Raw genomic sequence first — 25016 nt, 5'->3', positions numbered from 1 at the left:
GTGAGATGAGTGTCCAGGATTCACTGATCGCCGGGGAGAACGTGCTCGATTCCGCACAGCGTGAACTGCTGCGCTGGATCGCCGCCGCCATCATTCCATCCAGCAGCGAGTACGGGGTGCCTGGCGCAGACGATGCGCGGATCTTTGCGGACATCCTCGCTACTGCCCGACCGATGGCAGCAGCGGTCGTTGGCGCGCTGGGGGTGGTGGCGGACATTGTCAGCAAATACGGCGGCGGCAAGCTCCAGTCAATGGACGATGCCGCTGGTACAGAGGTGCTTAAGATCCTTCGCGCTACCCCCGCAGTGTTTGTGCTGGTCAGCCTGGTGCTGCGCTGCTACTACCGGGACGACCGGGTCATGCGGTCACTGGATATGGAACCCAGGGCCCCCTTTCCCGACGGCTTCGAAGTGGAGCAGGGCAACTGGAGTCTGCTCGACCCCGTGCGGCAGCGGGGCCGCCGGTATCGGGACGTACCCTAGGAGACTCTGATTAAGTATCAACGCCTCAGCGTGTCGTACCGGCGTTCTGGCAAGACGCACTTCGCCGGCAATGGTGGTTCCATTGCCAAGAAGTGCAACGCAGTCCAGAGCGCCTGTACGACGCGCCCTCCGGGAGCTTATCGCAGCCGCCCCTGCTGTGTTGCGACCCTCACCAATACAACCAGTATTGCTTTCGGGTCGCGCCTTGCAGGAGCGGCTGCGAGAAGCTCTGAGGCGTTGATACTTAATCAGAGGCTCCCTAGGCTGATTCCGCCATCCATCTGCCGCTGCGGGCCGGCCTGAGGAGCTCAGTAAAGAAACTCGGAAACTGATTGATCAGAGCATGGTCGAGGACCTGCTACCCCAGGCCTCGCTCGGCAGCTCCGCTGTGCCCTCGCGTGGCGTTTTGCCTCGCGCAGGAGCACGAGTCAAAACGCCGTACTCGGCCTCGCTACACGGCCCGGGGTAGCAGGTCCTCGCCCACGCCTGGTAAATCTTTTCAGGCTTCGTGGCTGTGAGGCTGGCCAGCATCCAGAGAAGTCTCACCGCATTTTTCGGATCCATCTTGAAGCTGGGATGGAGAGGGGGTTGCAGCGGACCGTGGAGCGAGGCCGAGAGAGGTGGATTGACCCGCTTCGGGGCAACTCCACCAATCGAGGGGAGCCCGGAGGGCCCGAGTGTAGGTCCGCTGCAACCCCCTCTCCAACACAGCCACGCGATCCGCATCGAAAACAAGCCCGGTGCCTTCAGCCCTGAGTAGGTGATGGACAAGAGGCGGTAGACCCGATGGCACACGGCCTATGACTGGAGTTGCCGTTACCGACCAGCTAACCTGCGCGGCGTCCGCCCTGCTCAGGAATCCCATGGATCACACGGTATTGCTCCTCCTCGCCGGTATCGGCGTCCTGTCGCTGGCTTCTCAGTGGCTGGCGTTTTTGACCAACCTGCCGGCGATTCTGTTTCTGCTGCTTTCCGGCATTCTGATAGGTCCCGGCCTCGGGCTGCTCAACCCGGATGCGCTGTTTGGTGATCTGCTGTTTCCCTTCGTTTCGCTCGCAGTGGCAGTCATTCTTTTCGAAGGCGCCCTGACACTGCGGCGCGAAGAAATCCGGGGTCATGGTTCCGTGGTCACCAACATGGTGCTCGTCGGTTTCTTCGTCACCTGGGTGATCAGCGCGGTGGCCGCACACTTTCTGGTGGGAATGAGCTGGCAGATCTCCATCCTGTTCGGCGCAGTCATGGTGGTGACCGGACCCACGGTAATCGTTCCAATGGTCCGGGCTGTGCGACCGAATCGACGTATCGCCAACATTCTGCGCTGGGAAGGTATTCTCATCGATCCGGTCGGCGCACTGCTGGCGGTGCTGACTTTTAACGTGATCATCGCCACCAGTTTTTCCGATGCGACCGGCGAGGCCGTGCTCGGGTTCGTGCAGGTCATCGTCTCGGGACTGGCGATTGGTGCGGTGTTCGGCTACCTGTGGGGGCTTGCTCTGAGGGCCAGCCGGGTACCGGATTTCCTGAGAAATGTGGCCACTCTGTTGCTGGTGTTTGCCTGTTATGTGCTTGCAGACACCCTGGAATCCGAGTCCGGCCTCCTGGCGGTGACGGTGATGGGCGTATGGCTGGCGAACATGCGGGGCGTGCACCTCGAGGAGATACTCGACTTCAAGGAAAGTCTGAGCATGCTGCTGATCTCGGGGTTGTTCATTCTGCTGGCCGCCCGGCTCGATTTCGCACAGGTGATGAGTCTGGGCTGGGCCAGCCTCGGGGTGCTGTTTGTGATTCAGTTCATCGCCCGGCCGCTGAAAATCCAGCTCTCTGCCCGGGGCTCGGATCTCACCCGGGAAGAGAAGTTCGCCCTCAGCTGGATCGCTCCGCGCGGTATTGTTGCCGCGGCGATCTCTGCCCTGTTTGCCATGCGCCTGGAAGCTGCGGGATTTGAAGGCGCAGAAATGCTGGTGCCGCTCACCTTCGTGATCATTATCGGTACTGTGGTGTTTCAGAGCCTCACAGCCGGGCCGCTGGTGCGAAAGCTTGGTGTGGCAGCGCCGCCTTCGGAAGGCGTTCTGATTGCGGGGAGCGGTCCTGTACCGCGGGCGATTGCGGAGGTGCTGCAGGCCAACGAGGTGCCGGTGCTGATCGCTGACTCAACCTGGGAAGGTGTGCGGGAAGCCCGCATGGCGGGTGTGAAAACCTACTACGGCAACCCGGCTTCTGACCACGCTGAGATGCGTCTCGACCTGACCGGTCTCGGCAAGCTGCTGGCGCTCACCCGGCGAGCGGATCAGAATGATCTGTTGTGCAGCCACTTTGCTTCGGAGTTCGGCCGGGACAGTGTGTACACCCTGCCCCAGACGCTGGAGGTGGACGAACAGCGCTCTGAAAAACATACGGTGGCCTCTGCCCGCAGAGGGCGTCGCGCTTTCGACAAAAACGTCAGTCTGTCGAAGTTCGCCAGCCTGCTCGCCCAGGGTGGGGAAATTCGTGTGACCCGATTGTCCAAGGAGTTCGACTTCTCCGCTTACCTGGAAAAACACCAGGGGCGCATCATTCCGCTGGTGTGCTGGAACGAGCGGGGCAAGGTGCGCATCCTGTCGCCGGACGATGAGTGGGTGCCTGGTGCGGACTGGCACGTGGCCAGTCTGTTCGCACCGGAACAGCAGAACGGGCAGGGCTGAAGTCCACCGAAGCAGCCGGTATCCTTGCCCGCAGCATCTGTATAGTGATCGCCACGACCATCCTTCATGAGGATTCATGGATATCGATTTTCAGGCACTGATTGATCGGCTGATCGGGCTCTCCATGAGTGCGTTCGAACTGATCGCCAATACCACGGTGCTGATTCAGCTGATTCTGATTGCAGCACTGTTCGGGCTGTCGTATCTGATATCGAATCGGGTCGAGCCGCGGCTGATTGAGCTGGCGCGAACCATCAAAGGCAGTCCCGGGATCCTGCGTTTTACCGTAGCCACCCTGCGCCGGCTGGAATGGGCCTTTTTCGTTCTGATGCTTGCCGCTGCGCTGACGGTACTGCGGACCTTCGGCTGGCTCGACAGTGACTATCTCACCTACATGGCGCTGATGCTGTCACTGGCCTGGCTGCTGATCTCCGTGGCATCCCACACCATCCGCAACCGGCTGCTCAGCAGGCTGGTGGCAGTGGCGGGCTGGACCTATGTCGCGCTGACCATCCTCGGCATCACCGAGACCGCAAAAGACTTTCTGGACGCGGCGGGTTTCTCCATCGGTGGGGTGCGACTGTCACTGCTGCTGGTGGTGAAGGCTTTCGTATTCCTCGGCGGCACTCTCTGGGTGGCGATTTCCGCCGGCAATTTTCTCGACAACCGGATTCAGAACAACGAAGAACTCACCCCCAGCCTGCGGGTACTGATCGGCAAGATCCTGAAGATCTCCCTGATCGTGGTGGCGGGCTTCATCGCCATCTCCGGCATCGGCATCGATCTCACCGTATTTACCGTGCTCTCAGGCGCCATTGGTGTCGGTATCGGTTTCGGCCTGCAGAAGGTGGTATCGAACTTCATTTCAGGCCTCATCATTCTTCTCGACCGCTCAATCAAACCGGGCGATACCATCTCCCTCGGTGAAACCTTCGGCTGGATCCGCGAGCTGCGCGCGCGTTTCGTGTCCGTGGTGACCAGAGACGGCCGCGAGTATCTGATTCCAAATGAGGACTTCATCACCCGGGAGGTCATCAACTGGTCGTTTTCCGACGAGTATGTGCGGCTCGATGTGCCCTTTGGAGTGTCATACGACTCCAATCCCCATCAGGTCACCGAGCTGACCATCGCGGCGGCAACCACGGTGTCGAGGGTTGTGCCGAACCCTCAACCGGTCTGCTGGATGACCGGTTTCGGAGATTCGTCTCTCGACTTCGTGCTGCGCTTCTGGATCAGGGATCCGCAGAAAGGGCTGACCAACATCCGCGGTCAGGTGCTGCTGGCGATCTGGGATACCTTCAAGGAAAACGGTGTCAGCATTCCCTATCCCCATCGGGAGGTGATCATGAAGACACCAGTCACGGTGTCAGAGTCCCCTCCCGGGAAGTGACTGTGTGCTGATCTGCGCATGACCTGCTACGGGGTTACGGAACCGGCCGGCGTCCTCACGCTCCTGCGTTTTACCAGGGGCAGCAGCATGGGCACGTCGCGCTGGTAGTGCCGATACTGATCGCCAAACACCGCGATCAGATCCCGCTCCTCCAGACGGATAGCAACCAGTATGTAGCCTGTCGTTGCCAGGGCGAACAGCAGATGCCCGACCGTCATATCCGGCGTTGCCCAGAAGGCGAAGACAAATCCCAGATACAGCGGATGGCGCACCATTCGATAGAGCAGCGGCGTGCTGAAGACCGGCCCGGCCAGAACCCGGCGGGATGCCCGCGCGAAAACCTGCTTGAGGCCGAACAGCTCGAAGTGATTGATCAGGAAGGTGCTGGCGAACACGGTCGCCCACCCGCTCCAGGAAAGCAGACTCAACACCAGCCGACCGGCTTCGTTGTCCACCGTCCAGACGGACATGGGCAGCGCGCGCCACTGCCAGAACAGCAGTACCAGCGCCAGGCTCGACAGAATGACGTAGGTGCTGCGTTCGACCGCCGCGGGCACGTACCGGGTCCACCAGCCTTTGAATGCGGGACGTGCCATGACGCTGTGCTGCACGGCAAACAAGGCCAGCAGGGCGATGTTCATAGTGAGGGCGGTCAGCAGCGGTGCCGATGGGCCCGAGTCGATGGACTTCGGCACCCAGAGATTACCGACGAAACCAATGGCATAAAGGATGGTGCCAAGAAACCCGAGATAGGCGAAGAGGCCGTAAGCGACCGCGGCGACCCCGCCGCGGACGCTCAGCCGGAGTGTGGAAACGGGGCATTCGGACATGTCAGTGACTCCTGAGACGGATAAAGGGGTAAGCTCGGTGTTCACGGTAAGATCCGGGCGTTGAACTGGTCGTGGTAGCAGGCGTGGAAACTGGCGTGGAAAAAGGCGAGGTTCGCGAATCCGCCCCTGAAACCACCGCGCCTGGACTGTCGGTTCGGCTGCTCGGCCGTACTGCCGTCTGCCGCGACGGAATCGAACTCCCGGTACCTGCGTCACGTAAATGCCGGGCACTGCTCGGCTACCTCGCGTTGGCGACGCGTCCTGTGTCTCGCCTGACCCTGTGCGATCTGCTCTGGGATGCGCCTAACGATCCACGCGGTGAGCTGCGCTGGGCACTCAGCAAGCTTCGTGTGCTCCTCGATGAACCCGGGCGGATCCGCCTGATGAGCGGCGCCGCCGGGGTGGAAGTCGATCTCAGCGACAGCCGGGTCGACGCCCTTCAGGTGCGCGACGCCCTGCAGGCTGGCATTGGCGGTATGGATCGTGCACAGCTGCGAAAACTGGCGGATTGTTTTACCGGAGAGTTTCTTGAAGATGCCGAGGTCGATCGTCAGCCCGGGTTTTCGGGCTGGCTGATCGCCCACCGGCGTCGCTTCCGCGCCAGCGAGATTGCCGTGCTCGAAGCACTCGTACGCACCGCCGACCAGACTGCTGCCGAGGTCTTCGATGATCTGGATCGCTGGCTGCTGCTCGCTCCGCTGGATATTGCCGCTCACGCCGCACTGTTCAGGGTCCTGGCGCGCCACGGCCGTATCCATGAGGGTGAGGAGCATCTCGAAGAGGCGGTGAAATCCTTTGAAGCAGAAGGTCTCGACAGCGTCACTCTGCGCAGACTGTGGCTTGCGGCACGGGAGACGGGAGCGGGTGCGGCTTCGAATCCGGCGGCGGTGTCAGCAGTGGCACCGATGGCTGCTGCTGCGCTTTCCCGGCAGCCGAACGGCGACATACAGACCGCGGTCTACGAAGAAACGGCCGTCTTCGGAAAGACGACTGCGGACGCAACATCCGGTCGCGCCTCGATCGCGGTGATGCCATTTACGGATCGATCTCCCGGGGCGGCAAGCGGTGGCCTTGCAGAAGGGCTTGCCCATGATGTGATCACCCGGCTGGCGAAACTGCGGATGATGTTTGTGATCGCCCACGGCAGTGTGTTTGCGCTCAACGCCCGCCGGGTCGGGCCGGAGGAAGCCGGTCGGATGCTCAATGTCGACTATGTGGCGAGCGGCACTCTCGCGCGCAGCGGTGACCGTATGCTGGTATCGAGCGAACTCGTCGAAACGCGCTCTGCGCGGATCATCTGGAATGATACTTTCGAGTACCACATCACGGATGCCCTGATCGCACTCGATGACATAGGCAACAGCCTGGTGGCATCCATAGCCCATGAAATCGAAGTGGCCGAGATCAATCGCGCGGTGCTGCGTGCGCCGGATTCAGTGGATGCCTGGGAGGCCTATCATCGGGCCCTGTGGCACATGTACCGATTCACGGCGAAGGATAACGAAGAGGCTCAGAACCTGCTGCGCAAGGCGACGCAGAGCGACCCGACATTCTCGCGTGCTTACTCGGCGCTTTCGTTTACGCACTTCCAGAACGCCTTCCTGCATCGGATCTCTTCTCGCGCGACAGAGATCGATCTTGCCTACGCCGCGGCAGGCCAAAGCATCATCGCCGATGAGCAGGATCCGTCGTCCCACTGGGCGATGGGTCGCGCCCTGTGGTTACGCGGTCAGCACGAAGATGCGATTGCGGCACTGCAGCGTTCGGTGGAGCTCTGTCCGAATTTCGCCCCTGGCCACTATGCGCTCGGTTTTGTGAACTGTCAGTCCGGCGATCCCGCGGCTGCGATTCATTCGGCGGATTTTTCGCGTGCTTTGAGCCCGTTCGATCCGCTGTTGTTTGCGATGTTCTCGACGCGCGCCCTCGGGCATCTCAGACTTGGGGAGCCGGAAGCTGCTGCCGCATGGGCGCTTAAGGGCAGCGCACGCCCCAACTCACACGCACACACCCAGACGATAGCCGCGCACTGCCTCGCCGTTGCGGGTCGAACCGCCGAAGCGCGCGCGCTGATGCAGCACATTCGCAGGCTGAATCCGCAGTACAGGCTCGATGACTTTCTGACATCGTTTCATTTCGCACCGGACGCTGCCGCCCTTCTGCGGCAGGGAGCGAAAATTCTGGAGTCCTGACTCTGAGCGGTCCTGAAACCCGTCTGCGCTCAGCGATCAATCCGGGTGATCGAAGCACTTGCCACACTCACTTCGTGCAGATCCGGCAGCGACCGGAATGCCTCGTTGATGCGCGCGCTCCAGTTCTCCCGCAGCGACACCAGATAGGCGTGGTTTTCTTCCAGAGGATGATGGACGCCCGCCGACAGGGTGTTCTTGCGGTACACGAGTGCCTCGATCGGTGGTCCCACGGTGGCGTTACTGCGGAGGGTGGAATCCATCGATACCAGCAGACACTTCGCCGTGTCCTTCAATGAGGTGGAATGGGTGATGATCCGATCCAGAATGGGTTTACCGTATTTCACCTCGCCAATCTGCAGGTAGGGCGCCACCGTGCTGGCGCGAACGAAATTACCCTCGGGGTAGATCATGAAAAGCCCCGGTTCCTGGTCCCGGATCTGCCCGCCGAAAATGAAGGTGGCCTCCGGTACGAAACCACCACTGGCGGTGCGGTACTTCTTCTGCTCTTCGATGCTGGCGAGCCCCACGCACTCGGCGGCCTCTTCGATATCGGCGGCACTCGACAGGTTCGGCTGCATGCCGCTTTTGACATGGCGCTCGAGAGACTTTATGACCGCCTGTGTGGTGGCGAGATTGCCGGCCGAGAGCATCATGAAGGTGCGCTCGCCGTCGCCGAAGAAGCGATGCATTTTGCTGTAGGTGCCGAGCTTGTCTACACCGGCATTGGTGCGCGAATCGGATACAAAAGCGAGACCTTCGTCCACGATGGCTGCGACGCAGTAAGTCATAGGCTTGCCCGTACTCCCGGGGATCGGCAACGCCGACCCGACTCTCGATTTAAGTATAGACAGGGCCTGGTGATTTCACCGGCACCCTGCGGCTGCCGGATTTTCAACTCGGAGGGCGTCGCAGGTCCAGTGTAAACGGGAAATCCGGATTACTTTCTTCGGCTGGCAGTTTCTGCGGACCTGGTGTATGTCCGTAAGGCCAGAACCTGGCATAGCGGCGGGCTTCGGCCTCATTGGCGTTGACCGGGAAGGTGTCGTAGTTGCGTCCCGCCGGGTGGCTTACATGGTAGGTGCAGCCGCCCAGGGATCGCTCCGCGTTGCGATCCAGCAGATCGAACACCAGCGGCGTGTGCACGCCGATCATCGGATGCAGTCCCGACGGTGGCTGCCAGGCCTTGTAACGCACACCGGCGACAAACTCGCCGCGCACACCGGTAGGGTGCAGCGGCACCTGGCGACCGTTGCAGGTCAGGAGGTGCCGCTCACGCAGCAGACCGCGCACGATGACCTGTACCCGTTCGATGGATGAATCGACATAACGGGACGTGCCGCTGCCCGACATCTCCTCACCCAGCACATGCCAGGGTTCGAGTGCCGAGCGGACTTCGATTTCCACGCCGTCGACGGTTACGGTGCCGAATACGGGGAAGCGGAACTCGATGAAGGGCGCAAACCAGGAAAGCTCGAAGGGATAGCCCGCGTCGCGCAGGTCTTCCACCACATGCTGCATATCCTGGGTCACGAAATGGGGCAGCATGAAGCGATCGTGCAGTTCGGTACCCCAGCGCACCAGGCGTTTGTGGATTGGTGACTTCCAGAAACGCGCGGTCAGCGCGCGGATCAGCAGCATCTGCAGGAGGCTCATGCGTGGATGGGGGGGCATTTCGAATGCGCGAAATTCGACCAGACCGCGGCGGCCATTAGGGCCGTCCGGGGAATAGAGCTTGTCGATGCAGAATTCAGCCCGATGGGTGTTGCCGGTGAGGTCAATCAGCAGGTGGCGCAGTGCCCGGTCCACCTTCCAGGGACTCGGGTTGTCATCATCGGGCAGCTGGGAAAGGGCGATCTCCAGTTCGTGGAGGTTGTCATCCCGGGCTTCGTCCACCCGTGGTGCCTGGCTGGTGGGGCCGATGAAGGCGCCGGAGAAGAGATAGGACAGGGCCGGGTGGTGCTGCCAGTAGGTGATCAGGCTGCCCAGCAGAGAGGGTCGGCGCAGAAAGGGGCTCTGTTCCGGTGTGCTGCTGCCAAGGGTGACGTGGTTGCCGCCGCCGGTCCCCGTATGACGGCCGTCCAGCATGAACTTCTCTGCGCCCAGACGGGAACTGCGGGCCAGGTCGTAGAGCTTCTCGGTGTTTTCCACCAGCTCCTTCCAGCTGCTGGCCGGGTGGATGTTCACTTCGATCACGCCCGGATCGGGCGTGACCTGCAGCACCTGCAGGCGCGGATCCCGGGGCGGCTCGTAGCCTTCGATCACCACCGGAATGGCCTCTGCTGCAGCAACGGACTCGATGGCGGCGATGAGCTCCAGATAATGTTCGAGGTGGGACATGGGCGGCATGAAGACGTGCGTGCGTCCATTGCGCGCCTGCACGCAGAGGGCGGTATGAATGACCTCCGGTGCTTCAGGATCCGGTCCGGCTGCAGACTTGCCTTTTTTCCCTTTGACTGCGGTGGTGCCGGCAGGCGCATAGCTGTCGGCGAGTGCATCGCGGGGTGCGAAGGTATCGCGCTCGAGTGTGGGCTCCCGCTTTTCCGGTGGCGTCCAGGGCAGCGAATCCAGCGGCAGGCGCAGGCCCATCGGTGAGTCGCCGGGCACCAGAAACATGTGCTCCCGGGTGAAGGTCCAGGTGCTCGTCTGCCAGGCGGGTTCGCTGCCTTCCACGGGATTGTGGCGGATCGGGAGTGCGTAGCCGACGATCTGATTCAGACCGGCTTCGAGTTGTGACCGGAGTCGCCGGCGTTCGAGCGGATCGGCGAGCTTGCTGTCCTGGGGGTTCACATTGCCGGGCAGCTTGCCCTCGCGCCACAGGGTGTAATACAGGTCTTCGAAGCCGGGGGTGGCGCGTTCGGCCGGCAGGCCGAGGGTTGTGGCGAGTGCCTGGACGAAGCGCTGAGCATGCTCGGGTCCGTGGCCGAGATCCTCGCCATCTGCGGCCAGCAGCTTGCGGTCGTTCCACACCGGCCTGCCGTCGTGACGCCAGAAACAGGACATGGCCCAGCGTGGCAGCGGCTCACCCGGATACCATTTGCCCTGGCCGTAGTGCTCGAGCCCGTTTGCTGCAAAGGTCTTTACCAGGCGCTGGAATAATTCTGCGGCCAGGTGCCGTTTGTCATCACCCAGCGCGGCCGTGTTCCATTGGGCGCCATCCATGTCGTCGATGGACACGAAGGTCGGTTCGCCGCCCATGGTGAGCTGGACCTTGCCGAGCGTCAGTTCCTCGTCCACCTTGCCGCCGAGCTGGTCGATGCTCTCCCACTGGCTGTCCGTAAAGGGACGTGTCACCCGGGGATCTTCGTGGATGCGGGTCACTTTGTTGTGAAAGTAAAACTTGGTCTCGGCCGGCTCCGAATAGCCGGTCACCGGCGCCGCACTCTGCGGATCCGGCGTGCAGCACAGGGGAATGTGTCCCTCACCGGCGAGCAGTCCTGAGGTGGCGTCCAGGCCGATCCAGCCCGCGCCCGGGATGAATACTTCGGCCCAGGCGTGCAGGTCGGTGAAGTCGACTTCGGTCCCTGAAGGGCCGTCGAGCGCTTTCTGGTCGGCGGCGAGCTGCACCAGATAACCGGAAACGAAACGGGCTGCGAAGCCAAGGTGGCGCATTACCTGCACCAGCAGCCAGGCCGAGTCCCGGCAGGAGCCTCTGGCCAGATCCAGGGTCTGTTCGCAGGTCTGCACCCCGGGTTCCATACGGATCACATAGCCGACTTCCTTTGCGATTCGGGCATTCATGCCGGTGAGAAAGGAAACCGTTTCCGTTTCCCGCCGATCGATGGCATTCACCCATTCGGTGAGTCTGGGTCCGCTTTCTTCGATGCTGAAATAGGGCGCGAGGTCCCGTGCGAGCTGTCTGTCGTAGGCAAAGGGGAAGGTGCGTGCGTCTTCTTCGATGAAAAAATCAAAGGGATTGATCACCGTCATCTCGGCTACCAGATCGACCTCGAAGCTGAAGTGATCGGTTTTCTCCGGGAACACGTAGCGAGCCACCCAGTTGCCGAAGGGGTCCTGCTGCCAGTTGATGAAGTGTTCCGCGGGCTCGACCTTGAGTGAGTAGGAAAGCACCGGCGTGCGGCAATGGGGTGCGGGACGCAGCCGGATCAGATGGGGCGAAAGATTGATCGGGCGATCGTAGCGGTATTCTGTTCGATGGTTGAGGCCGACTCGAATGGTCATAGGTGGCAATGCCTGTTGAGGCGCTCCTTCTAGTGAAACGCCGCTATTGTTTCTGGGACTGATCCGTCACAACGCCGCCGTCTGTGGCAGTCGTGGTGCTCAAAGGTTCCGACGCTGCCAGCCCGGAGGTGGGTGCAGGTCCCGGTTCGCGGTCGTGCCGGAACCAGGTCTGGTCGATGGCGGTATGTATGGCGGCCAGTTCGACCTGAAAATCATCGATGTGCTTGTGCAGGGCAGAGCTGGCAAGCTCACGGATGCTCACGCTGTCTATTTTTCTCTTCATGTTGGCCAGCGCCGTCTGCGCGGCCTGGGGGTTTGGCAGGGCGTCTACCGACTCTTTCACTTCGCCGAGACAGTAAGCCAGGGAACGGGGGAAGAGTTCGTCGTTCATCAGAAAATGCAGTACCCGCACCGGAACGATGCGGCTGCGTACGCTCTGACGATAAGCCTGATATGCACTCAGACTGCGCAGCACGTTCACCCACAAAATGGTCTCGTGTTCAATGAGCTGTGCGGAATCGCCATCCACCAGTAGCTCACCGGCAACGTCGATGATCCGGGTGGTCATGTCCGCCCGTTCCAGGTTCCGGCCCAGTTTCAGAAAACTGAATCCTTCGCCGTGGGACATGGTGCCGGCAAACAGGCCGTTGAGCTGCTGGCAGTGCTCGATCACCTCCTGCAGCACGGTGAAGCGCAGACGGCGGATAGCAGCCCGGGTCAGTTTACGATCGGCATTCAGATAGAGCTCGTTGGCGGACCTGAATCCTTCGGTGGGCACGATGTCCCGCAGGGTGCGCAGGTTTTCTCTGGCGCCTGCCAGAGAAGACAGGATGCAGCCGGGATTTTCCCTGTCCACGGTCATGAACCGCACCACGCTGGTTTCCAGCGGCCAGCGCCGCTTGGAGTCGAACAGTTCTTCGGCACCGGAAATGCGCACGAGGTGGCGCATCGTCACACCGGCCTCCGGCGGCAGGTCCAGCAGCAGCTGGGTGTAAACATTGAGCAGACGCGCCGTGTTTTCGACCCGTTCGAGATAGCGGCCGGTCCAGTAAAAGCGCTGAGCTACAGAAGACAGCATGTCAGTCGTTTGCCTCCACGATCCAGGTGTCCTTGCTGCCGCCGCCTTGTGAGGAATTCACCACGAGCGAACCTTTGCGCAATGCCACCCGGGTCAATCCCCCTTCGGTGACTGCCTGTTTAGCTCCCTGCAGGACGAAGGGGCGCAGATCGACGTGTCGTGGTTCAACTGCGTTGCCGCACAGTGTGGGTACCGTAGACAGAGCGAGTGTGGGCTGGCCGATATAATTTCGCGGATCCGCCTTCAGCAGTCCGCGGAACTTTTCGATCTCAGACTTGCTCGACGCGGGGCCGACCAGCATGCCGTAGCCGCCGGATTCGTTGGCCGGTTTCACCACCATCTCGGGCAGGTTCTCGAGGATGTGCGAGAGATGCTTGGGGTCGCTGGCGCGGAAGGTCGGCACGTTCGGCAGTATGGGGTCTTCGTCCAGAAAGTAGCGGATCACTTCGGGGACGTAGCTGTAGACGACCTTGTCATCAGCGACACCGGCACCCGGCGCATTGGCCAGGCCCACGTTCCCCTTCGCCCAGGCCCGGAACAGGCCCGGAGTGCCCAGCACGGAATCCCTGTTGAAGACCTCGGGATCCAGGAAGGCGTCGTTGACCCGCCGGTAGATGGTGTCTACCCGGGTGAGTCCGTCGATGGTCTTCATGTATACGCAGTCGTCGTCGCCCACGACCAGGTCGTTGCCGTCGAGGAGTTCCGCGCCCATGCGCTGGGCGAGAAAGGAGTGCTCGAAGTAGGCCGAGTTGAAGATCCCCGGGGTCATCACCACGATTTCCGGCTGATCCAGCGGGCGCGGTGAAAGCGAGGTAAGCATGTCGAACAAATTGTGAGTGTAGTCGTCTACCGGGCGGATACGGGTGCGGGAAAACAGCTCGGGAAACACTCTCTTGATGACGCTGCGGTTTTCCAGCATGTAGGAGACGCCGGAAGGCACGCGCAGGTTGTCCTCGAGTACGTAAACCGTGCCGTCCCTGTCCCGAACCAGGTCAGTTCCGCAGATGTGTGCCCACACACCGTGTGGCGGGTTTACACCGCGGCAGACTTCCAGATAATCCTTCGACGACAGAATCAGGTCCGCCGGGACGATGCCGTCCCTGATCGCACGCTGGTCGTGGTAGATGTCGTCGATGAAAAGGTTCAGGGCGGTGAGCCGCTGCTTCAGTCCAGCCTCTATCACGTCCCATTCGGAGCCTGGAATGACCCGGGGAATGATGTCGAGTGGCCAGGCACGGTCGATGTTCTGACCTTCCGAGTAGACGGTGAAGGTGATGCCCATCTCCATGATGGCGCGCTCTGCAGCCGCCTGGCGGGAGGTAAGCTGCCGGTCGCTGAGAGAGCCCAGGTAGCGCACGATTCTGGCGGACTCTGACCGCGGGGTGCCCGCAGATGCCATCAGCTCGTCCCAGAATGTGCCTGGGTCGTAGGTCTCCCAGTTGATTTTCATTGGATTTCCGTTGCTTTGCCCCGAACATTGACCGCATCAGCGACTGATAAGTCACGCAGGGGGATATGATTGCACGATTTCCGTTCTCCTGCCGCGCCGGACTCCCGGAGGCTCCCTCTCGCGGAGAGAGAGCGGAGTGAATTTCCGGACTGTGACCGCGGTCGGAGTCGCGCCGTGGATACTTGATCGGAGTCCCCTTAGAGTACCCGGACTTCCAAGAGATCTGGATTGACATGACCTGCTGGCTGATGAAATCGGAACCGGGCACCTTCAGTATCGATGATCTGGCCGCCGCCCCGAAGCAGACGACGTCCTGGGACGGGGTGCGCAACTACCAGGCGCGCAACTTCCTGCGCGAGATGAAGATCGGCGACGAGGTGTTGTTTTACCACTCGAGCTGCAGGGAAGTCGGGATTGTCGGCCTGGCGAGCGTGGTCCGGGAGGCCCACCCGGATGTCACCGCGTTTGATCCGGAAAGTGACCATTTCGACGCGAAAAGCCGGCAGGAAGACCCAACCTGGTTTGTCGTGGATGTGCGCTTCGAACGTAAGTTCGATCGGGTGCTCAGCCTGCAGGCGCTCAAGGACAACCCGAAGCTTGCCGACTTCGCCCTGACCCGGCGTGGGAACCGGCTCTCGGTGATGCCGGTCAGCGCCGCCCACAGACGTGAAATCCTTCGGATGATCGGCTGACCGGACCGCCGGTCTGCGGGTGCGGGCCCGTCAGCCGCTGAAGGGTTCGAAACTCACGCTTTTCACCAGGGCATAAACAGGCATACCGGGTGTCAGGGCGAGGGCTTCCACCGCCGCCAGCGTCAGGCGGGCGCGGATATGCACCCCGTTCACGTCGACATTCACTTCCGCCGAACCACTGCCGGGCTCCTCGGTGAGACTCACCAGCACGCCGGGAAGTACGTTGCGGATGCTGATGTGCTCGGGCTGCCGGGTGGCGATCGCGACGTCGCGCGCGCGGATGCGCAGGCGCAGAGGTTCTCCGGGGTGTATGCGCTCGAGCAGCGGCAGGGTGAGCACAATGCCGCAGGCGTCCACTTCGGTGATGTGCAGGCGGGTATCGTGGGCCCTGATTCGACCCTCCACCAGCACGCCGGCTTCGAAGCGCCCCATCACCGGTTCCAGATCCAGGCGTTCGAGGATGGCAGCCGTCGAGCCCCGCGCTCGGACCCGGCCTTCTGCAATGACCAGCACCTGATGTGCGAGATGGGCGACCTCGTCGATGTCGTGGCTGACATAGAGGGTGGGGATACCGAAACGTTTCGGCAGGTCGTCGAGATAAGGGAGGATTTCAGCCTTGCGCTTGCGGTCCAGGGCGGCCAGCGGTTCGTCGAGCAGCAGCAGCCCGGGTGCTGTGAGGAGCGTGCGGGCGAGCGCGACCCGCTGGCGCTCTCCGCCGGAAAGGGCGGTCACCCGGCGCGGCAGCAGGGTAATCAGATCGAGTGCGCTGACCACGTGGTCGAAGGAGAAGGCATCGAGTTCGCGCCGGCGGCGCCGCTGGGCATAGTGCAGATTGGCGCGCACATCGAGATGGGGAAACAGACGCGCATCCTGAAACAGCAGGCCGACCGGGCGTTTGTGGGCGGGCAGATGGAGACCGGTGGCGGCGTCGAACCAGACCTGTGAACCGTAAGCGATGGCGCCGCGCTCCGGCCGGTCGAACCCGGCAATGGTCCGCAGCAGGGTACTCTTGCCGCCCCCGCTGGGGCCGAATACGGCGGTTACCCCATCGAGGTGGATGTGCTCATCGATCTCCAGCGTAAAGGCGCCGCGCCGCAGTGTTACAGCCAGACGCAGCAGAGCGCCGGAAGCTTCAGCGGACATCGGCCGTGCTCCGACGATTCAGGGTGTAGATCAGCACCAGTGCAAGGAAGGAGAACACCACCAGCCCCAGCGACAGAATGTGTGCGTCCGGATAGCGCAGGGTTTCCACGTGTTCATAGATGGCAATAGAGATCACTTTTGTCTCGCCGGGAATGTTGCCGCCGACCATCAGAACCACACCGAATTCACCGATCGTGTGGGTAAAGGTCAGCACCATGGCGGTGAGGAATCCCCGGGCCGCCATCGGACAGACGACGCTGAAAAAGGCGTCCAGGGGTGTAGCACCCAGGCTGGCGGCGGCCTCGATGGGTCCTCTGCCGATACTCTCAAAAGTCGTGGCGAGCGGCTGCACCATGAATGGCAGAGAGTAGAGCACTGAGGCGACGACCAGGCCCAGGAAGGAAAAGGTCAGGGTAGTGCCGGTGATGTCCATCCAGAATCCTCCGATCGGCGAAGCGGGAGAAAGCAGGATGAGGAGGTAGAAGCCGAGCACGGTAGGGGGCAGCACCAGGGGCAGCGCGGTCACCGCCTCTACCACCGGTCGCAGCCGGGAGCGGGTGCGGGCCAGCCACCAGGCCAGTGGTGTGCCGGTCACGAGCAGAATGAGCGTGGTGAGCGCGGCGAGATGCAGACTCAGCCACAGGGGAGTCAGGTCCGGCAGGGTCATCGGGTCACGCTGAGGCGTTGATGCTTGATCAGAGGCTCCTTAGGTGTCATATCCAAACCGATCCATCAGAGTTCGCGCGGCGGGAGATTTCAGATACTCGATGAATTCCACAGCCGCGTCGTTGTGCTTCGCCCGCAGCAGCAGGACGCCCTGCTGTTGAATGGGACTGTGCAGGTCCGCGGGCACCAGCCAGTAACTGCCCTGACGGGTTCGCCCGGGCGCGCGGATCAGCGACAGCGCCACAAAGCCGAGTTCGGCGTTGCCGGTTGCAACCATGGCGTAGGCCTGAGCCACGTTCTCGCCCATCACCAGCCGCCCGCGGTAACGGTCAGCCAGATCAAGGGACTCGAGGGTCGCCAGCGCCGCAAGACCGTAAGGTGCGAGCTCCGGGTTGGCAATTGCCAGTTTTCCGGACGCGGTTCTGAGCGTGGCCACCGGATCTGTGGCGATCCGCTGCGGATCCGGGCTCCACAGGCACAGGCGGCCGCGTGCGTAGATCCAGAGGCTTTCCGCCACAGCCTGGCCTTTCTGCACGAGCAGACCGGGGTGCAGGTCGTCCGCGGCGAGCAGAATATCAAAGGGCGCACCATGAACGATCTGGGCGTAAAGCTTACCGGTCGCGCCGCTGACCAGAGTCAGCCGGTGCGGCCGGTCCTGTTCGAAGTTCCGGCGCAGCGCTTCCGCGGCATCGCTGAAATTTGCCGCCACCGCGACCATTGCAGTGTCAGCGTGGCTGGTGCCTGCCAGAGCAATCAGCAGCCCGGCGACAAAACCCGGTAACCCCTGAAAACGGCGAATCTTCCGGTCAGCTCGACGGTGACCGGGACACTCTGTGCGGCGGGTCAATACCTTTCGCAGGATCCATATTCCCGGGGCGCGCCGATCTATATACTCCGCGCCCATCCGAATCCTGGGGTGTGCTGGTATGGGTCTCGAATGGAATCTGCCGATGCTGGTTTCAGGTGTCATTCTTACCGCGACCTTTCTCGGTATTTTCACCGAACGCTTCCACAATCTCGACCGTACACGATTTGCGATGGCGGGAGCAGGGGCGATGATTGTTGCCGGACAGCTGCTTGGCTTCTACGGCCCCGACCAGGCACTGCATGCGATCGACTGGAACGTGGTGTTTCTGCTGGGCTGCATGATGACAATTGTGTCCATCATGCTGCCTACCGGCGGTTTCGATGCACTGGCCTATCGGCTCGCACGCTGGAGTAAGGGTCGACTCTACTTGTTGCTGGTCTTCCTCGGTAGCGCGGTCACCCTGTTGTCGCTGATCCTCGACAACGTCACCACGGTGGTCATCTTCGCGCCGCTGATCATCCTCATCACCCAGGCGCTGAAAGTCAGTCCGATACCCTATCTGCTGGCCGCTGCCCTGCTCTCAGACACCGGTGGTGTGGCGACGCTGGTTGGCGATCCGCCCAACCTCATGATCGGCTCTGCGGCGGACATCGATTTCAATACGTTCTTCCTGCACATGGGCGGGGTGGTTCTGCTGTGCTGGCTGTCGATCCTCCTGCTGCTGCGATTCAGCTTCCGCAGGGACCTGACTGGTGTGGGTGCCGCTGTCGATTTTCCGGAGAAGTATCATGTGGCCGATCCGAAAACCTGGCGGTCCGCGCTGATCGCGCTGGGTGTGACGTCGATACTGTTTCTCGTGCATGAGCCTCTGGGCTGGGAACCCTGGGTGGCCGCGGCGGTGGGGCTGACCCTCCTGGTCTTTCTGGCACCCGGTGTCACACTGGATGCTGCTTACGAGCGTGTCGAAATCGCGCTTCTGACTTTCTTCATTTCCCTGTTTGTACTCATTGGCGGCGTGGAGCAGAGCCAGTTTCTGCAGTATGTCGGTCAGTTCATTGAGCCCATCGTACAGAAGGATCTGCTGACTTCGACGATCGCCCTGTTGTGGGTGGCAGCCATTCTCTCTGCGTTGATCGACAACATCCCGTTTACTGCGGCGATGATACCGATCATCCAGAGTATTGAAGCGCAGGGAATCAATACCACGCCCCTGTGGTGGGCGCTTGCGGTCGGTGTGGGCATGGGTGGCAACGGCACCCATGTGGGCTCTACCGCCAATGTGTTCATCGTGACTGTGTCCGAGCGGCTGGCGAGAGAACGGGGAGATCCTTCACTCGCCATCACCCCCGGGCTGTGGTTCCGTAAAGGTACCCCCGCGATGCTGCTGACACTGGTGGTGGCCAGCCTCGTGTTCGTCCTGTTCTTTGATTTTTTCAGTGCGCCGCTGCATGGCTGATTATGAGGATCGTCACGGGTGACCGGTCTTAGCATCACACCCGTGAGGACTGTCTTCAGGAGATTGCGATGAACAGTCGAAGGATCTGGGGATCACTGATCCTGATCTATGGCCTGTTTTTTTTCTGGTATACATCCTTCGGGGGTCCACTCACCCCGGCCGAGATCGACGAGTATATCGGTCGCCTGGAAACCAGAGGAGCCGCTCCCGAGGAGCTTATGCGTCTCCGTGAATTTCTGGAATCGGATACCGGTGATGACTTCGTGATGATGAATGTGATTCAGCTCAAGGACACTCCGGTCGCGGTACCGGGCATCAGTCCCGGCGAGAGTTCCGCCGAGGTGCTCGAGCGTTACATGGCCTACATGTGGCCGGCGCTCCTCTCCCGCGCCTGCCATCCGGTGATCATGGGTCAGGCTGCTGCACAGGCCCTGGATGTATGGGGCATCGACGGGCATGGACGCTGGAGTCAGGCAGCCTTCATGCGCTACCGCAGCCGCCGGGATCTGCTCGAGATTGCCGGTAACCCGGATTTCCAGGACCCGCATGAGTTCAAGATCGCCGCTATGGCACGAACCATCGCCTTCCCCGCGGATCCCTGGTTTCATGCGGGCGATCCCAGATTGCTGCTCGCTCTGCTGTTGACTCTGCTCGGTCTGCTGCTCGATCGGTTGGTCGGACGCGCGCCACGCGGCCGATCGGGCGCATAATCCACCGCGCCAGAAATTTCCGGGAATGATGCAGTGTCGATACAGCTGACGACCAATGAAGTCCGTGTGCTCGGGTGCCTGATGGAAAAATCCGTGATCACTCCGGACCAGTACCCGCTGACCCTGAACGCGCTCACCAATGCCTGCAATCAGAAGTCGTCCCGGGAGCCGGTGATGTCGCTGGAACCGGGCACCGTGAAGGCGACGATCCGCTCGCTGCAGGACAAGCACCTGGTGCGGGTGGAGGAGAACTTTCGTACCCAGGTGGAGAAATACACCCAGCGTCTCTGCAATACCCCCTTCAGTGACTATCAGTTTGATCCGCCCCAGTTTGCCATCGTCTGTGTACTCCTCCTGCGCGGCCCACGCACCCCGGGAGAACTTCGCGCCAACAGCGGTCGTCTGCACACCTTTTCTGATAACAACGCAGTGCTGGCGGCCCTGGAAGAACTCGCGCAGCGGGAAGGGGGGCCGGTCGTGGCAGAACTGCCCGTCCAGCCCGGACGACGGGATGCCCAGTGGATTCAGCTGTTTTCCGGAGCAGTGCCCGCCATCGCCCGACCTGCCGCTGCAACTCGGGTACAAACCCGCGAGGCGCCACCGCCGACTGCGGAATCCGCAGCCCGGGTGACCGAACTGGAAGCGCGGATCGAAAAGCTTGAAGCGGAAATCACCCGACTGCGCGGGCTGTTGGAGAATGACACTTAGGCCCTGGACCGGCCAACCGATTACGCATGCGGGTAGTCGACTACTAGGTGCTGGCTGTTGCGAGGAATTCTTCCACCAGTCGAACCGAGCGCTCGAGTCGGGTGAGCAGAAACAGGTGCCCGCAGTCGAAGATCTCAAGCCGGGCATCGGGAATGAGAAACGCCATGATCCGGGCGTTGATCAGCGGAATGATCGGATCGTCTGCGCCTGCCATGATCAGAGTCGGAACTTTCAGGCGATGCAGTCTGTGCAGGCTCGACCAGCCCCAGAGTGCGGACGTCTGCTGGAAGTAGCCGAGCAGGCTGGGAGGTACCATGCGCCTGGCGTGTTCGCGCGCGATCGTATTACTCCGATCGCGGAAATCACCACCGTAGATCGAGCCCACGATCTGCTCGAAGTAAGCACTCGACAGGTAGCGCAGCGGTGTCGCCATCCGCAGCAGAGTGAGCGGACCGGGTGGCACCATGATCTGGCCCGGCGAGGTGGCTGCAAGAATCAGCCGATCCAGGCGATGGGGGAACTGCAGTGCGAACTGCTGAGCCAGCACGCCGCCCCAGGAGATGCCCATCACGGAACAGCGCTCGATATCCAGATCTTCCAGTACTCCAGCGGCCGTCGCCGCATAGTGGCGCAGGCGTCGCGGCAGCATCGGTGTGCTCGATCCGCCGACGCCGGGAACATCGAAGGTCAGGATGTGGTGGCTGTCGAGCGCTTTCAAAAACGGGGTGAGTACCTCGATGGCAGAACCTACCCCGTTGAAGATCAGCAGCGTGCCCGTGTGCCGGGCATGACGATTGCGTTCGGCCACGCGCAAACGGTGGCCGTCGATGTCCAGATACTGGAAGTGCAGAGGCATCCTAGCAGACTGAGTCGGGATGTTTGTTGCAGTCCACTAGTCTGGAATCCCCAGGATCAACCGGCTGATCCCTGTGCTCATTCGAAAACGTAAGTCCCGGGTGCGTCGCAGAGGGCTGCATGAACGGCGCTGCCGGGGGTGGTGTTGGCGGGCAGTTCGCCGTTGCCGCGTGCTCTGAGCCACTCCGACCAGCAGGTCCACCAGGACACATTGTGTTGGGTTGCGCCCATCTTCCATTCGTCCGGATTGCCCGGTGTGTTGTCATTCGTCCAGTATACGGCCTTCGGGTTGCCGGGAGGATTCAGCACACTCTGGATGTGTCCGGCGGAACTCAGCAGAAACTCAACTTTGCCACCGAACAGTGGCACAGATCGGTAGCAGGCCTTCCAGGGTGTGATGTGGTCCGTGGTGCCGCCGGTGATGAAGACATCGAAGCCTGTCTGTTTCAGATCGATGGGTGTACCGCCAACTACCACGCTCCCCGGCCGCGCCAGAGACTTGCCGTCGAAGAGGTCGAGAAAGTCAGCGTGCAGCTGGGCGGGGAGCCGTGTGCAGTCATTGTTCCAGTAAAGTACATCGAATGTGGGCGGGTCTTCGCCATGCAGATAGTTGGAGACCACATAATTCCAGATCAGATCGTTAGGGCGCATCCAGTTGAACACCTTGGCCGTGTCATAACCATCCAGCACACCGAGTCGCGCAGAGCGTTTGCGCGCTGCGTCGATGGTGGCCGGCGTGGTGAAGATACTCATCACCGAGTCCGCATCACCGAAGCGCAGTACGTTCACCATCAGCGTCAGGGAATGAGCCGGCTGCCAGCCGCGCGCAGCGAAGTGCCCGAGGGCCAGCGACAGGGTGATGCCACCGGCGCAGGCGCCGACGGCATTCACATCTTCCTGGCCGGTGATTTCCAGGGTGGCGCGCAGGGCTTCTTCGATGGCTGCGACGTAGGCATCGAGACCCATATGGCGCAGTTCTGCCTGGGGATTGCGCCAGGAAATCACGAATACCTGCAGTCCCTGGCCAACGAGATAGCGCACCATGCTCTTTTCCGGGCTCAGATCGTAGAGGTAATACTTGTTGATCTGGGGCGGGACGATAAAGACAGGACGCGCACAGACCAGTGCGGTTGTCGGCTGGTACTGAATGAGCTCTATCAGGTCATTGCGGAAAACGACCGAACCGGGCGTGTTGGCGAGGTTGCCGCCGACGGTGAATGCAGTCTTGTCCACCTGGGACGGCATCTGATGATTGTTCAGCATGTCGCCGATGAAATTCCGCAGCCCGTTGACCAGACTGCGACCACCCGTTTGCCGCGCCTTGCGCAGTGCGGATGGATTGCTGAAGAGGAAATTGGTGGGGGCCAGAGCGTCTGCGATCAGATTCACGATGAAACGGGCCCGGTCGCGGTCCACGCCCTCGAATTCATTGCCGTCCACCCACTCGTTGAGGCTCGCCCGCCAGGCCAGCCAGCTCTTCTTGCTGAAACCGAAGATCGGATTCTCCCGGAACGCTTTGTCGATGAAACGGCGATCTTTCGGGTCCGCGTCCAGCTCGGAGGTGCCGGTCAGGATACGCAGCAGTTCCTGGTTGTAGCGCGCCATCTGTTCGACGACGAGGTTGGGCTGCAGCAGCGCCTGGCGCAGTACCACCCGACCTGCGGCGAGCAGATCGGCGAAGCGCAGTCCGATGACCGGGTTCAGTGTTACGGGATCGTCGAAGTCTTCCGGGTTCAGGGTGGGATTGATCTTCGATCCGGATGTGTCTGCTTCCGACATGCGCGCTGCTCTCCTCCTGCGGGGTTGCCATTATGACACTACCGTCAACGCAGGACAGGTGACACTTCCGGTTGCGTCAGGAGCGGACGTGGCGGGTGCTGTCGAGGGTCAGGTGTGTGAGCAGGGCGCGCAGTTTTCCGGCCTGCACGGGCTTGTGGAGCAGCGCATAACCAGCTGCCTGGGCTTCGCGGATGCGCTCCGGTGCGGTGTCGCCAGTGATGACCACACCCGGTACCCGATGACCGATTTGAGCCTCTATTGCGCGGATGGCCTCGGCACCGGTCAGACTCTCACGCAGACGGTAGTCTGCCACGATTACATCCGGGATTGCGTCGGTCTGAGCGATCGCAGCCAGCGCGCCGGCAAGGTCCTCGGCGAGGAGTACCCGGCAATCCCAGCTTGAGAGCAGAGTGCGCATGGCTTCGCGAATGGCCGCTTCGTCTTCGATGACCAGGATCAGCCGTCCACCGAGGAGGTGCTGGCGATAGTTTTCCGTCGTGACTGATGCAGTTGGAGTTTCAGTGCCTGCCATATGCTGAGCTGTCGGCAGTGTGAAACTGAACGTGGATCCACTACCAGGGTTTGAATCAACCTGGACTTCTGTCTGCAGGAGCTCAGCCAGACGCCGGACGATCGCCAGGCCCAGGCCGAGCCCCTGTTCCCGGTCGCGCTCAGGATTGTGCAACTGAACGAACTCTTCGAAGATCTCCCGCTGCTGATCCGCGGGTATGCCGATACCGGAATCCGTGACTCGAATGCATACTGCTTGACCCCGGATTTCCGCGTTCAAGCGGATGAAACCACCCGGCGTATAGCGGATGGCATTGGAGAGCAGATTGCGCAGCATCCTTTCCACCAGGGCAGGATCCGAGTGCACCCTGGCGTCGCGACCATCCCAGTTCAGGGTCAGGCCTTTGGCGGAGGCCAGAGGGGCATGCTCCGCGATGAGCGGTTCGAACAATCTGCCCAGTTCAAAGTCCCGGGAATGGATGGTGATGACACCGGCGTCGAGTCGTGACACATCGAGCAGGCTCTGAAAGAGGCTCGACAGCGCGCCCAGTGAACGATTGATGTTCGCAAGCAACGATTCGTTGTCATTGCCGCGGGATTTTTCAGTCAGTACCGAGACAAACAGCTCCAGGGCGTGGAGCGGCTGCCGGAGGTCATGGCTGGCGGCGGCGAGGAACTTCGATTTGGCCAGGTTCGCCTGCTCGGCTGCTTCTTTCTGCAGCTTGAGCTGCTCGATCAGTTCCCGATTGGCGAACTGCAGTTCGATCGAACCGCGCGCGCTGCGGTGAGCCAGATGCAGTGTCGCGAACAGAATGGCAAGGAACAGCAGGAGGAGGATGGCGAGTGCGTGGGAGGCGGGTTCGCCTGCCAGTGCCATGCGCAGGGCGGCGAGGCCGACGGCGGGTACGGCGAAAGCGTAGAGGGCCGCCGGCCAGTAAGCCATGGCCATGATGGATCCTGCCGCCAGCCCGACGATGAGGGTGTACACAAGTACCTGTACGGAGATGCTGTCCGCGACGAAAAACAGAAATGCCGCGCTGCCCCACAGACAGCCGTCGATCGCATTGGCGACGAACAGCAGGTGAACGTGGGTACGGGACCGGGATTCCGATCGAGGCAGCCGCAGATGATGGCGGGACAGAAGATAGCGGCCGAGGTTGGACAGCAGCACCGCCGCCAGCCACAGCACGAGGGTCTGGTGATCCACGCTGGACCAGAGCATGACGGCAAGTACCGCCGGGATGGCGGCGACCAGGGGCAGTGCCATGCGCAGGGCGCGAAAAAGCTCCTCCACGGATCGGCAGAACAGATCGGCGGAGACTGGTGCCGAACCGGGAAGGTGATGGACTGTCATTGCGATCTCAGGCGCTGGCGTCAGGCAGGCTGGAAGTCATCAGGTGACCGGTAGTC

At 61.6% G+C, this 25016-nt stretch carries 19 protein-coding genes; 8 read left to right on the top strand and 11 right to left on the bottom strand.

Annotated features, from left to right (window positions below; translation table 11 throughout):
• Window positions 1–5 precede the first annotated feature (5 nt).
• The 3 genes from R3E82_10535 (at window position 6) to R3E82_10525 (ending at window position 4553) form a co-directional block, all read left to right on the top strand.
• Window positions 6–482, top strand: a complete 477-nt coding sequence (locus R3E82_10535) for a hypothetical protein (GenBank protein MEZ5551317.1) — start codon at window positions 6–8, stop codon at window positions 480–482.
• An 863-nt stretch (window positions 483–1345) separates the two neighbouring features.
• Window positions 1346–3163: a sodium:proton antiporter gene (locus R3E82_10530; GenBank protein ID MEZ5551316.1), complete on the top strand. Its 1818-nt coding sequence runs from the start codon at window positions 1346–1348 to the stop codon at window positions 3161–3163.
• Between the two features lie 76 nt (window positions 3164–3239).
• The gene (locus tag R3E82_10525) at window positions 3240–4553 is read left to right on the top strand and encodes a mechanosensitive ion channel (protein ID MEZ5551315.1); all 1314 of its coding nucleotides are present in this window, start codon (window positions 3240–3242) and stop codon (window positions 4551–4553) included.
• Window positions 4554–4579: 26 nt separating this feature from the next.
• On the opposite strand, the gene R3E82_10520 is transcribed toward R3E82_10525, so the two are convergent.
• Window positions 4580–5383, bottom strand: coding sequence for an isoprenylcysteine carboxylmethyltransferase family protein (locus R3E82_10520; GenBank protein ID MEZ5551314.1), 804 nt, complete (start codon window positions 5381–5383; stop codon window positions 4580–4582).
• 95 nt (window positions 5384–5478) lie between these two features.
• On the opposite strand from R3E82_10520, the gene R3E82_10515 reads away from it, so the two are divergent.
• Window positions 5479–7572 (top strand): tetratricopeptide repeat protein, encoded by a 2094-nt coding sequence (locus R3E82_10515; protein ID MEZ5551313.1) that lies wholly within the window; start codon window positions 5479–5481, stop codon window positions 7570–7572.
• Between the two features lie 29 nt (window positions 7573–7601).
• Here the strand turns inward: R3E82_10515 and R3E82_10510 are convergent, their stop codons facing one another.
• The 4 genes from R3E82_10510 to R3E82_10495 all read right to left on the bottom strand — a co-directional run bounded on the left by R3E82_10510 (window position 7602) and on the right by R3E82_10495 (window position 14279).
• Window positions 7602–8360, bottom strand: a complete 759-nt coding sequence (locus R3E82_10510) for a peptidase (GenBank protein MEZ5551312.1) — start codon at window positions 8358–8360, stop codon at window positions 7602–7604.
• A 103-nt stretch (window positions 8361–8463) separates the two neighbouring features.
• On the bottom strand, window positions 8464–11751 hold the full coding sequence (locus tag R3E82_10505; GenBank protein ID MEZ5551311.1) for a transglutaminase family protein: 3288 nt from the start codon (window positions 11749–11751) through the stop codon (window positions 8464–8466).
• A gap of 43 nt (window positions 11752–11794) precedes the next feature.
• Window positions 11795–12829, bottom strand: coding sequence for an alpha-E domain-containing protein (locus tag R3E82_10500; GenBank protein MEZ5551310.1), 1035 nt, complete (start codon window positions 12827–12829; stop codon window positions 11795–11797).
• A gap of 1 nt (window position 12830) precedes the next feature.
• Complete coding sequence (locus R3E82_10495; protein ID MEZ5551309.1) at window positions 12831–14279, bottom strand: circularly permuted type 2 ATP-grasp protein; 1449 nt, start codon at window positions 14277–14279, stop codon at window positions 12831–12833.
• A gap of 233 nt (window positions 14280–14512) precedes the next feature.
• Between R3E82_10495 and R3E82_10490 the strand changes: the two genes are divergently transcribed.
• On the top strand, window positions 14513–14971 hold the full coding sequence (locus tag R3E82_10490) for an EVE domain-containing protein (protein ID MEZ5551308.1): 459 nt from the start codon (window positions 14513–14515) through the stop codon (window positions 14969–14971).
• Window positions 14972–15001: 30 nt separating this feature from the next.
• Here the strand turns inward: R3E82_10490 and modC are convergent, their stop codons facing one another.
• The 3 genes from modC to modA are packed head-to-tail and all read right to left on the bottom strand — an operon-like array spanning window position 15002 to window position 17627.
• Entirely contained in the window at window positions 15002–16114 is a 1113-nt protein-coding gene (gene modC, locus R3E82_10485) for a molybdenum ABC transporter ATP-binding protein (GenBank protein MEZ5551307.1), read from the bottom strand.
• Window positions 16104–16781, bottom strand: coding sequence for a molybdate ABC transporter permease subunit (gene modB / locus R3E82_10480; protein MEZ5551306.1), 678 nt, complete (start codon window positions 16779–16781; stop codon window positions 16104–16106). The genes modC and modB overlap by 11 nt, the downstream gene beginning before the upstream one ends.
• Window positions 16782–16820: 39 nt before the next feature.
• A complete protein-coding gene (modA, locus tag R3E82_10475) occupies window positions 16821–17627 on the bottom strand; it encodes a molybdate ABC transporter substrate-binding protein (protein ID MEZ5551305.1) in 807 nt (268 codons plus the stop codon).
• A 79-nt stretch (window positions 17628–17706) separates the two neighbouring features.
• Between modA and R3E82_10470 the strand changes: the two genes are divergently transcribed.
• The 3 genes from R3E82_10470 to R3E82_10460 all read left to right on the top strand — a co-directional run bounded on the left by R3E82_10470 (window position 17707) and on the right by R3E82_10460 (window position 20462).
• Window positions 17707–19044, top strand: a complete 1338-nt coding sequence (locus tag R3E82_10470; GenBank protein ID MEZ5551304.1) for an SLC13 family permease — start codon at window positions 17707–17709, stop codon at window positions 19042–19044.
• Between the two features lie 68 nt (window positions 19045–19112).
• On the top strand, window positions 19113–19754 hold the full coding sequence (locus R3E82_10465) for a hypothetical protein (protein ID MEZ5551303.1): 642 nt from the start codon (window positions 19113–19115) through the stop codon (window positions 19752–19754).
• Between the two features lie 33 nt (window positions 19755–19787).
• Complete coding sequence (locus R3E82_10460; protein MEZ5551302.1) at window positions 19788–20462, top strand: DUF480 domain-containing protein; 675 nt, start codon at window positions 19788–19790, stop codon at window positions 20460–20462.
• A gap of 43 nt (window positions 20463–20505) precedes the next feature.
• On the opposite strand, the gene phaZ is transcribed toward R3E82_10460, so the two are convergent.
• The 3 genes from phaZ to R3E82_10445 all read right to left on the bottom strand — a co-directional run bounded on the left by phaZ (window position 20506) and on the right by R3E82_10445 (window position 24960).
• Window positions 20506–21318, bottom strand: a complete 813-nt coding sequence (gene phaZ, locus R3E82_10455; GenBank protein ID MEZ5551301.1) for a poly(3-hydroxyalkanoate) depolymerase — start codon at window positions 21316–21318, stop codon at window positions 20506–20508.
• 77 nt (window positions 21319–21395) lie between these two features.
• Window positions 21396–23096, bottom strand: coding sequence for an alpha/beta fold hydrolase (locus tag R3E82_10450; protein MEZ5551300.1), 1701 nt, complete (start codon window positions 23094–23096; stop codon window positions 21396–21398).
• Between the two features lie 76 nt (window positions 23097–23172).
• Entirely contained in the window at window positions 23173–24960 is a 1788-nt protein-coding gene (locus R3E82_10445; GenBank protein MEZ5551299.1) for a hybrid sensor histidine kinase/response regulator, read from the bottom strand.
• Between the last annotated feature and the right edge of the window lie 56 nt (window positions 24961–25016).

Source organism: Pseudomonadales bacterium (assembly GCA_041395945.1).
Taxonomy (GTDB): Bacteria; Pseudomonadota; Gammaproteobacteria; order Pseudomonadales; family Azotimanducaceae; genus SZUA-309.
This window is presented reverse-complemented; position numbering and strand designations above follow the sequence as displayed.

Bases quoted from the DNA above. Each gene is read 5' to 3' on its own strand.
- R3E82_10525 (MEZ5551315.1), top strand. From the start codon at position 3,240: ATGGATATCGATTTTCAGGCACTGATTGATCGGCTGATCGGGCTCTCC.
- R3E82_10495 (MEZ5551309.1), bottom strand. From the start codon at position 14,279: ATGAAAATCAACTGGGAGACCTACGACCCAGGCACATTCTGGGACGAG.
- R3E82_10445 (MEZ5551299.1), bottom strand. From the start codon at position 24,960: ATGACAGTCCATCACCTTCCCGGTTCGGCACCAGTCTCCGCCGATCTG.
- R3E82_10465 (MEZ5551303.1), top strand. From the start codon at position 19,113: ATGAACAGTCGAAGGATCTGGGGATCACTGATCCTGATCTATGGCCTG.
- R3E82_10505 (MEZ5551311.1), bottom strand. From the start codon at position 11,751: ATGACCATTCGAGTCGGCCTCAACCATCGAACAGAATACCGCTACGAT.
- R3E82_10535 (MEZ5551317.1), top strand. From the start codon at position 6: ATGAGTGTCCAGGATTCACTGATCGCCGGGGAGAACGTGCTCGATTCC.
- modC (MEZ5551307.1), bottom strand. From the start codon at position 16,114: ATGTCCGCTGAAGCTTCCGGCGCTCTGCTGCGTCTGGCTGTAACACTG.
- modB (MEZ5551306.1), bottom strand. From the start codon at position 16,781: ATGACCCTGCCGGACCTGACTCCCCTGTGGCTGAGTCTGCATCTCGCC.
- R3E82_10510 (MEZ5551312.1), bottom strand. From the start codon at position 8,360: ATGACTTACTGCGTCGCAGCCATCGTGGACGAAGGTCTCGCTTTTGTA.
- R3E82_10500 (MEZ5551310.1), bottom strand. From the start codon at position 12,829: ATGCTGTCTTCTGTAGCTCAGCGCTTTTACTGGACCGGCCGCTATCTC.
- R3E82_10470 (MEZ5551304.1), top strand. From the start codon at position 17,707: ATGGGTCTCGAATGGAATCTGCCGATGCTGGTTTCAGGTGTCATTCTT.
- R3E82_10490 (MEZ5551308.1), top strand. From the start codon at position 14,513: ATGACCTGCTGGCTGATGAAATCGGAACCGGGCACCTTCAGTATCGAT.
- R3E82_10530 (MEZ5551316.1), top strand. From the start codon at position 1,346: ATGGATCACACGGTATTGCTCCTCCTCGCCGGTATCGGCGTCCTGTCG.
- R3E82_10520 (MEZ5551314.1), bottom strand. From the start codon at position 5,383: ATGTCCGAATGCCCCGTTTCCACACTCCGGCTGAGCGTCCGCGGCGGG.
- R3E82_10450 (MEZ5551300.1), bottom strand. From the start codon at position 23,096: ATGTCGGAAGCAGACACATCCGGATCGAAGATCAATCCCACCCTGAAC.
- phaZ (MEZ5551301.1), bottom strand. From the start codon at position 21,318: ATGCCTCTGCACTTCCAGTATCTGGACATCGACGGCCACCGTTTGCGC.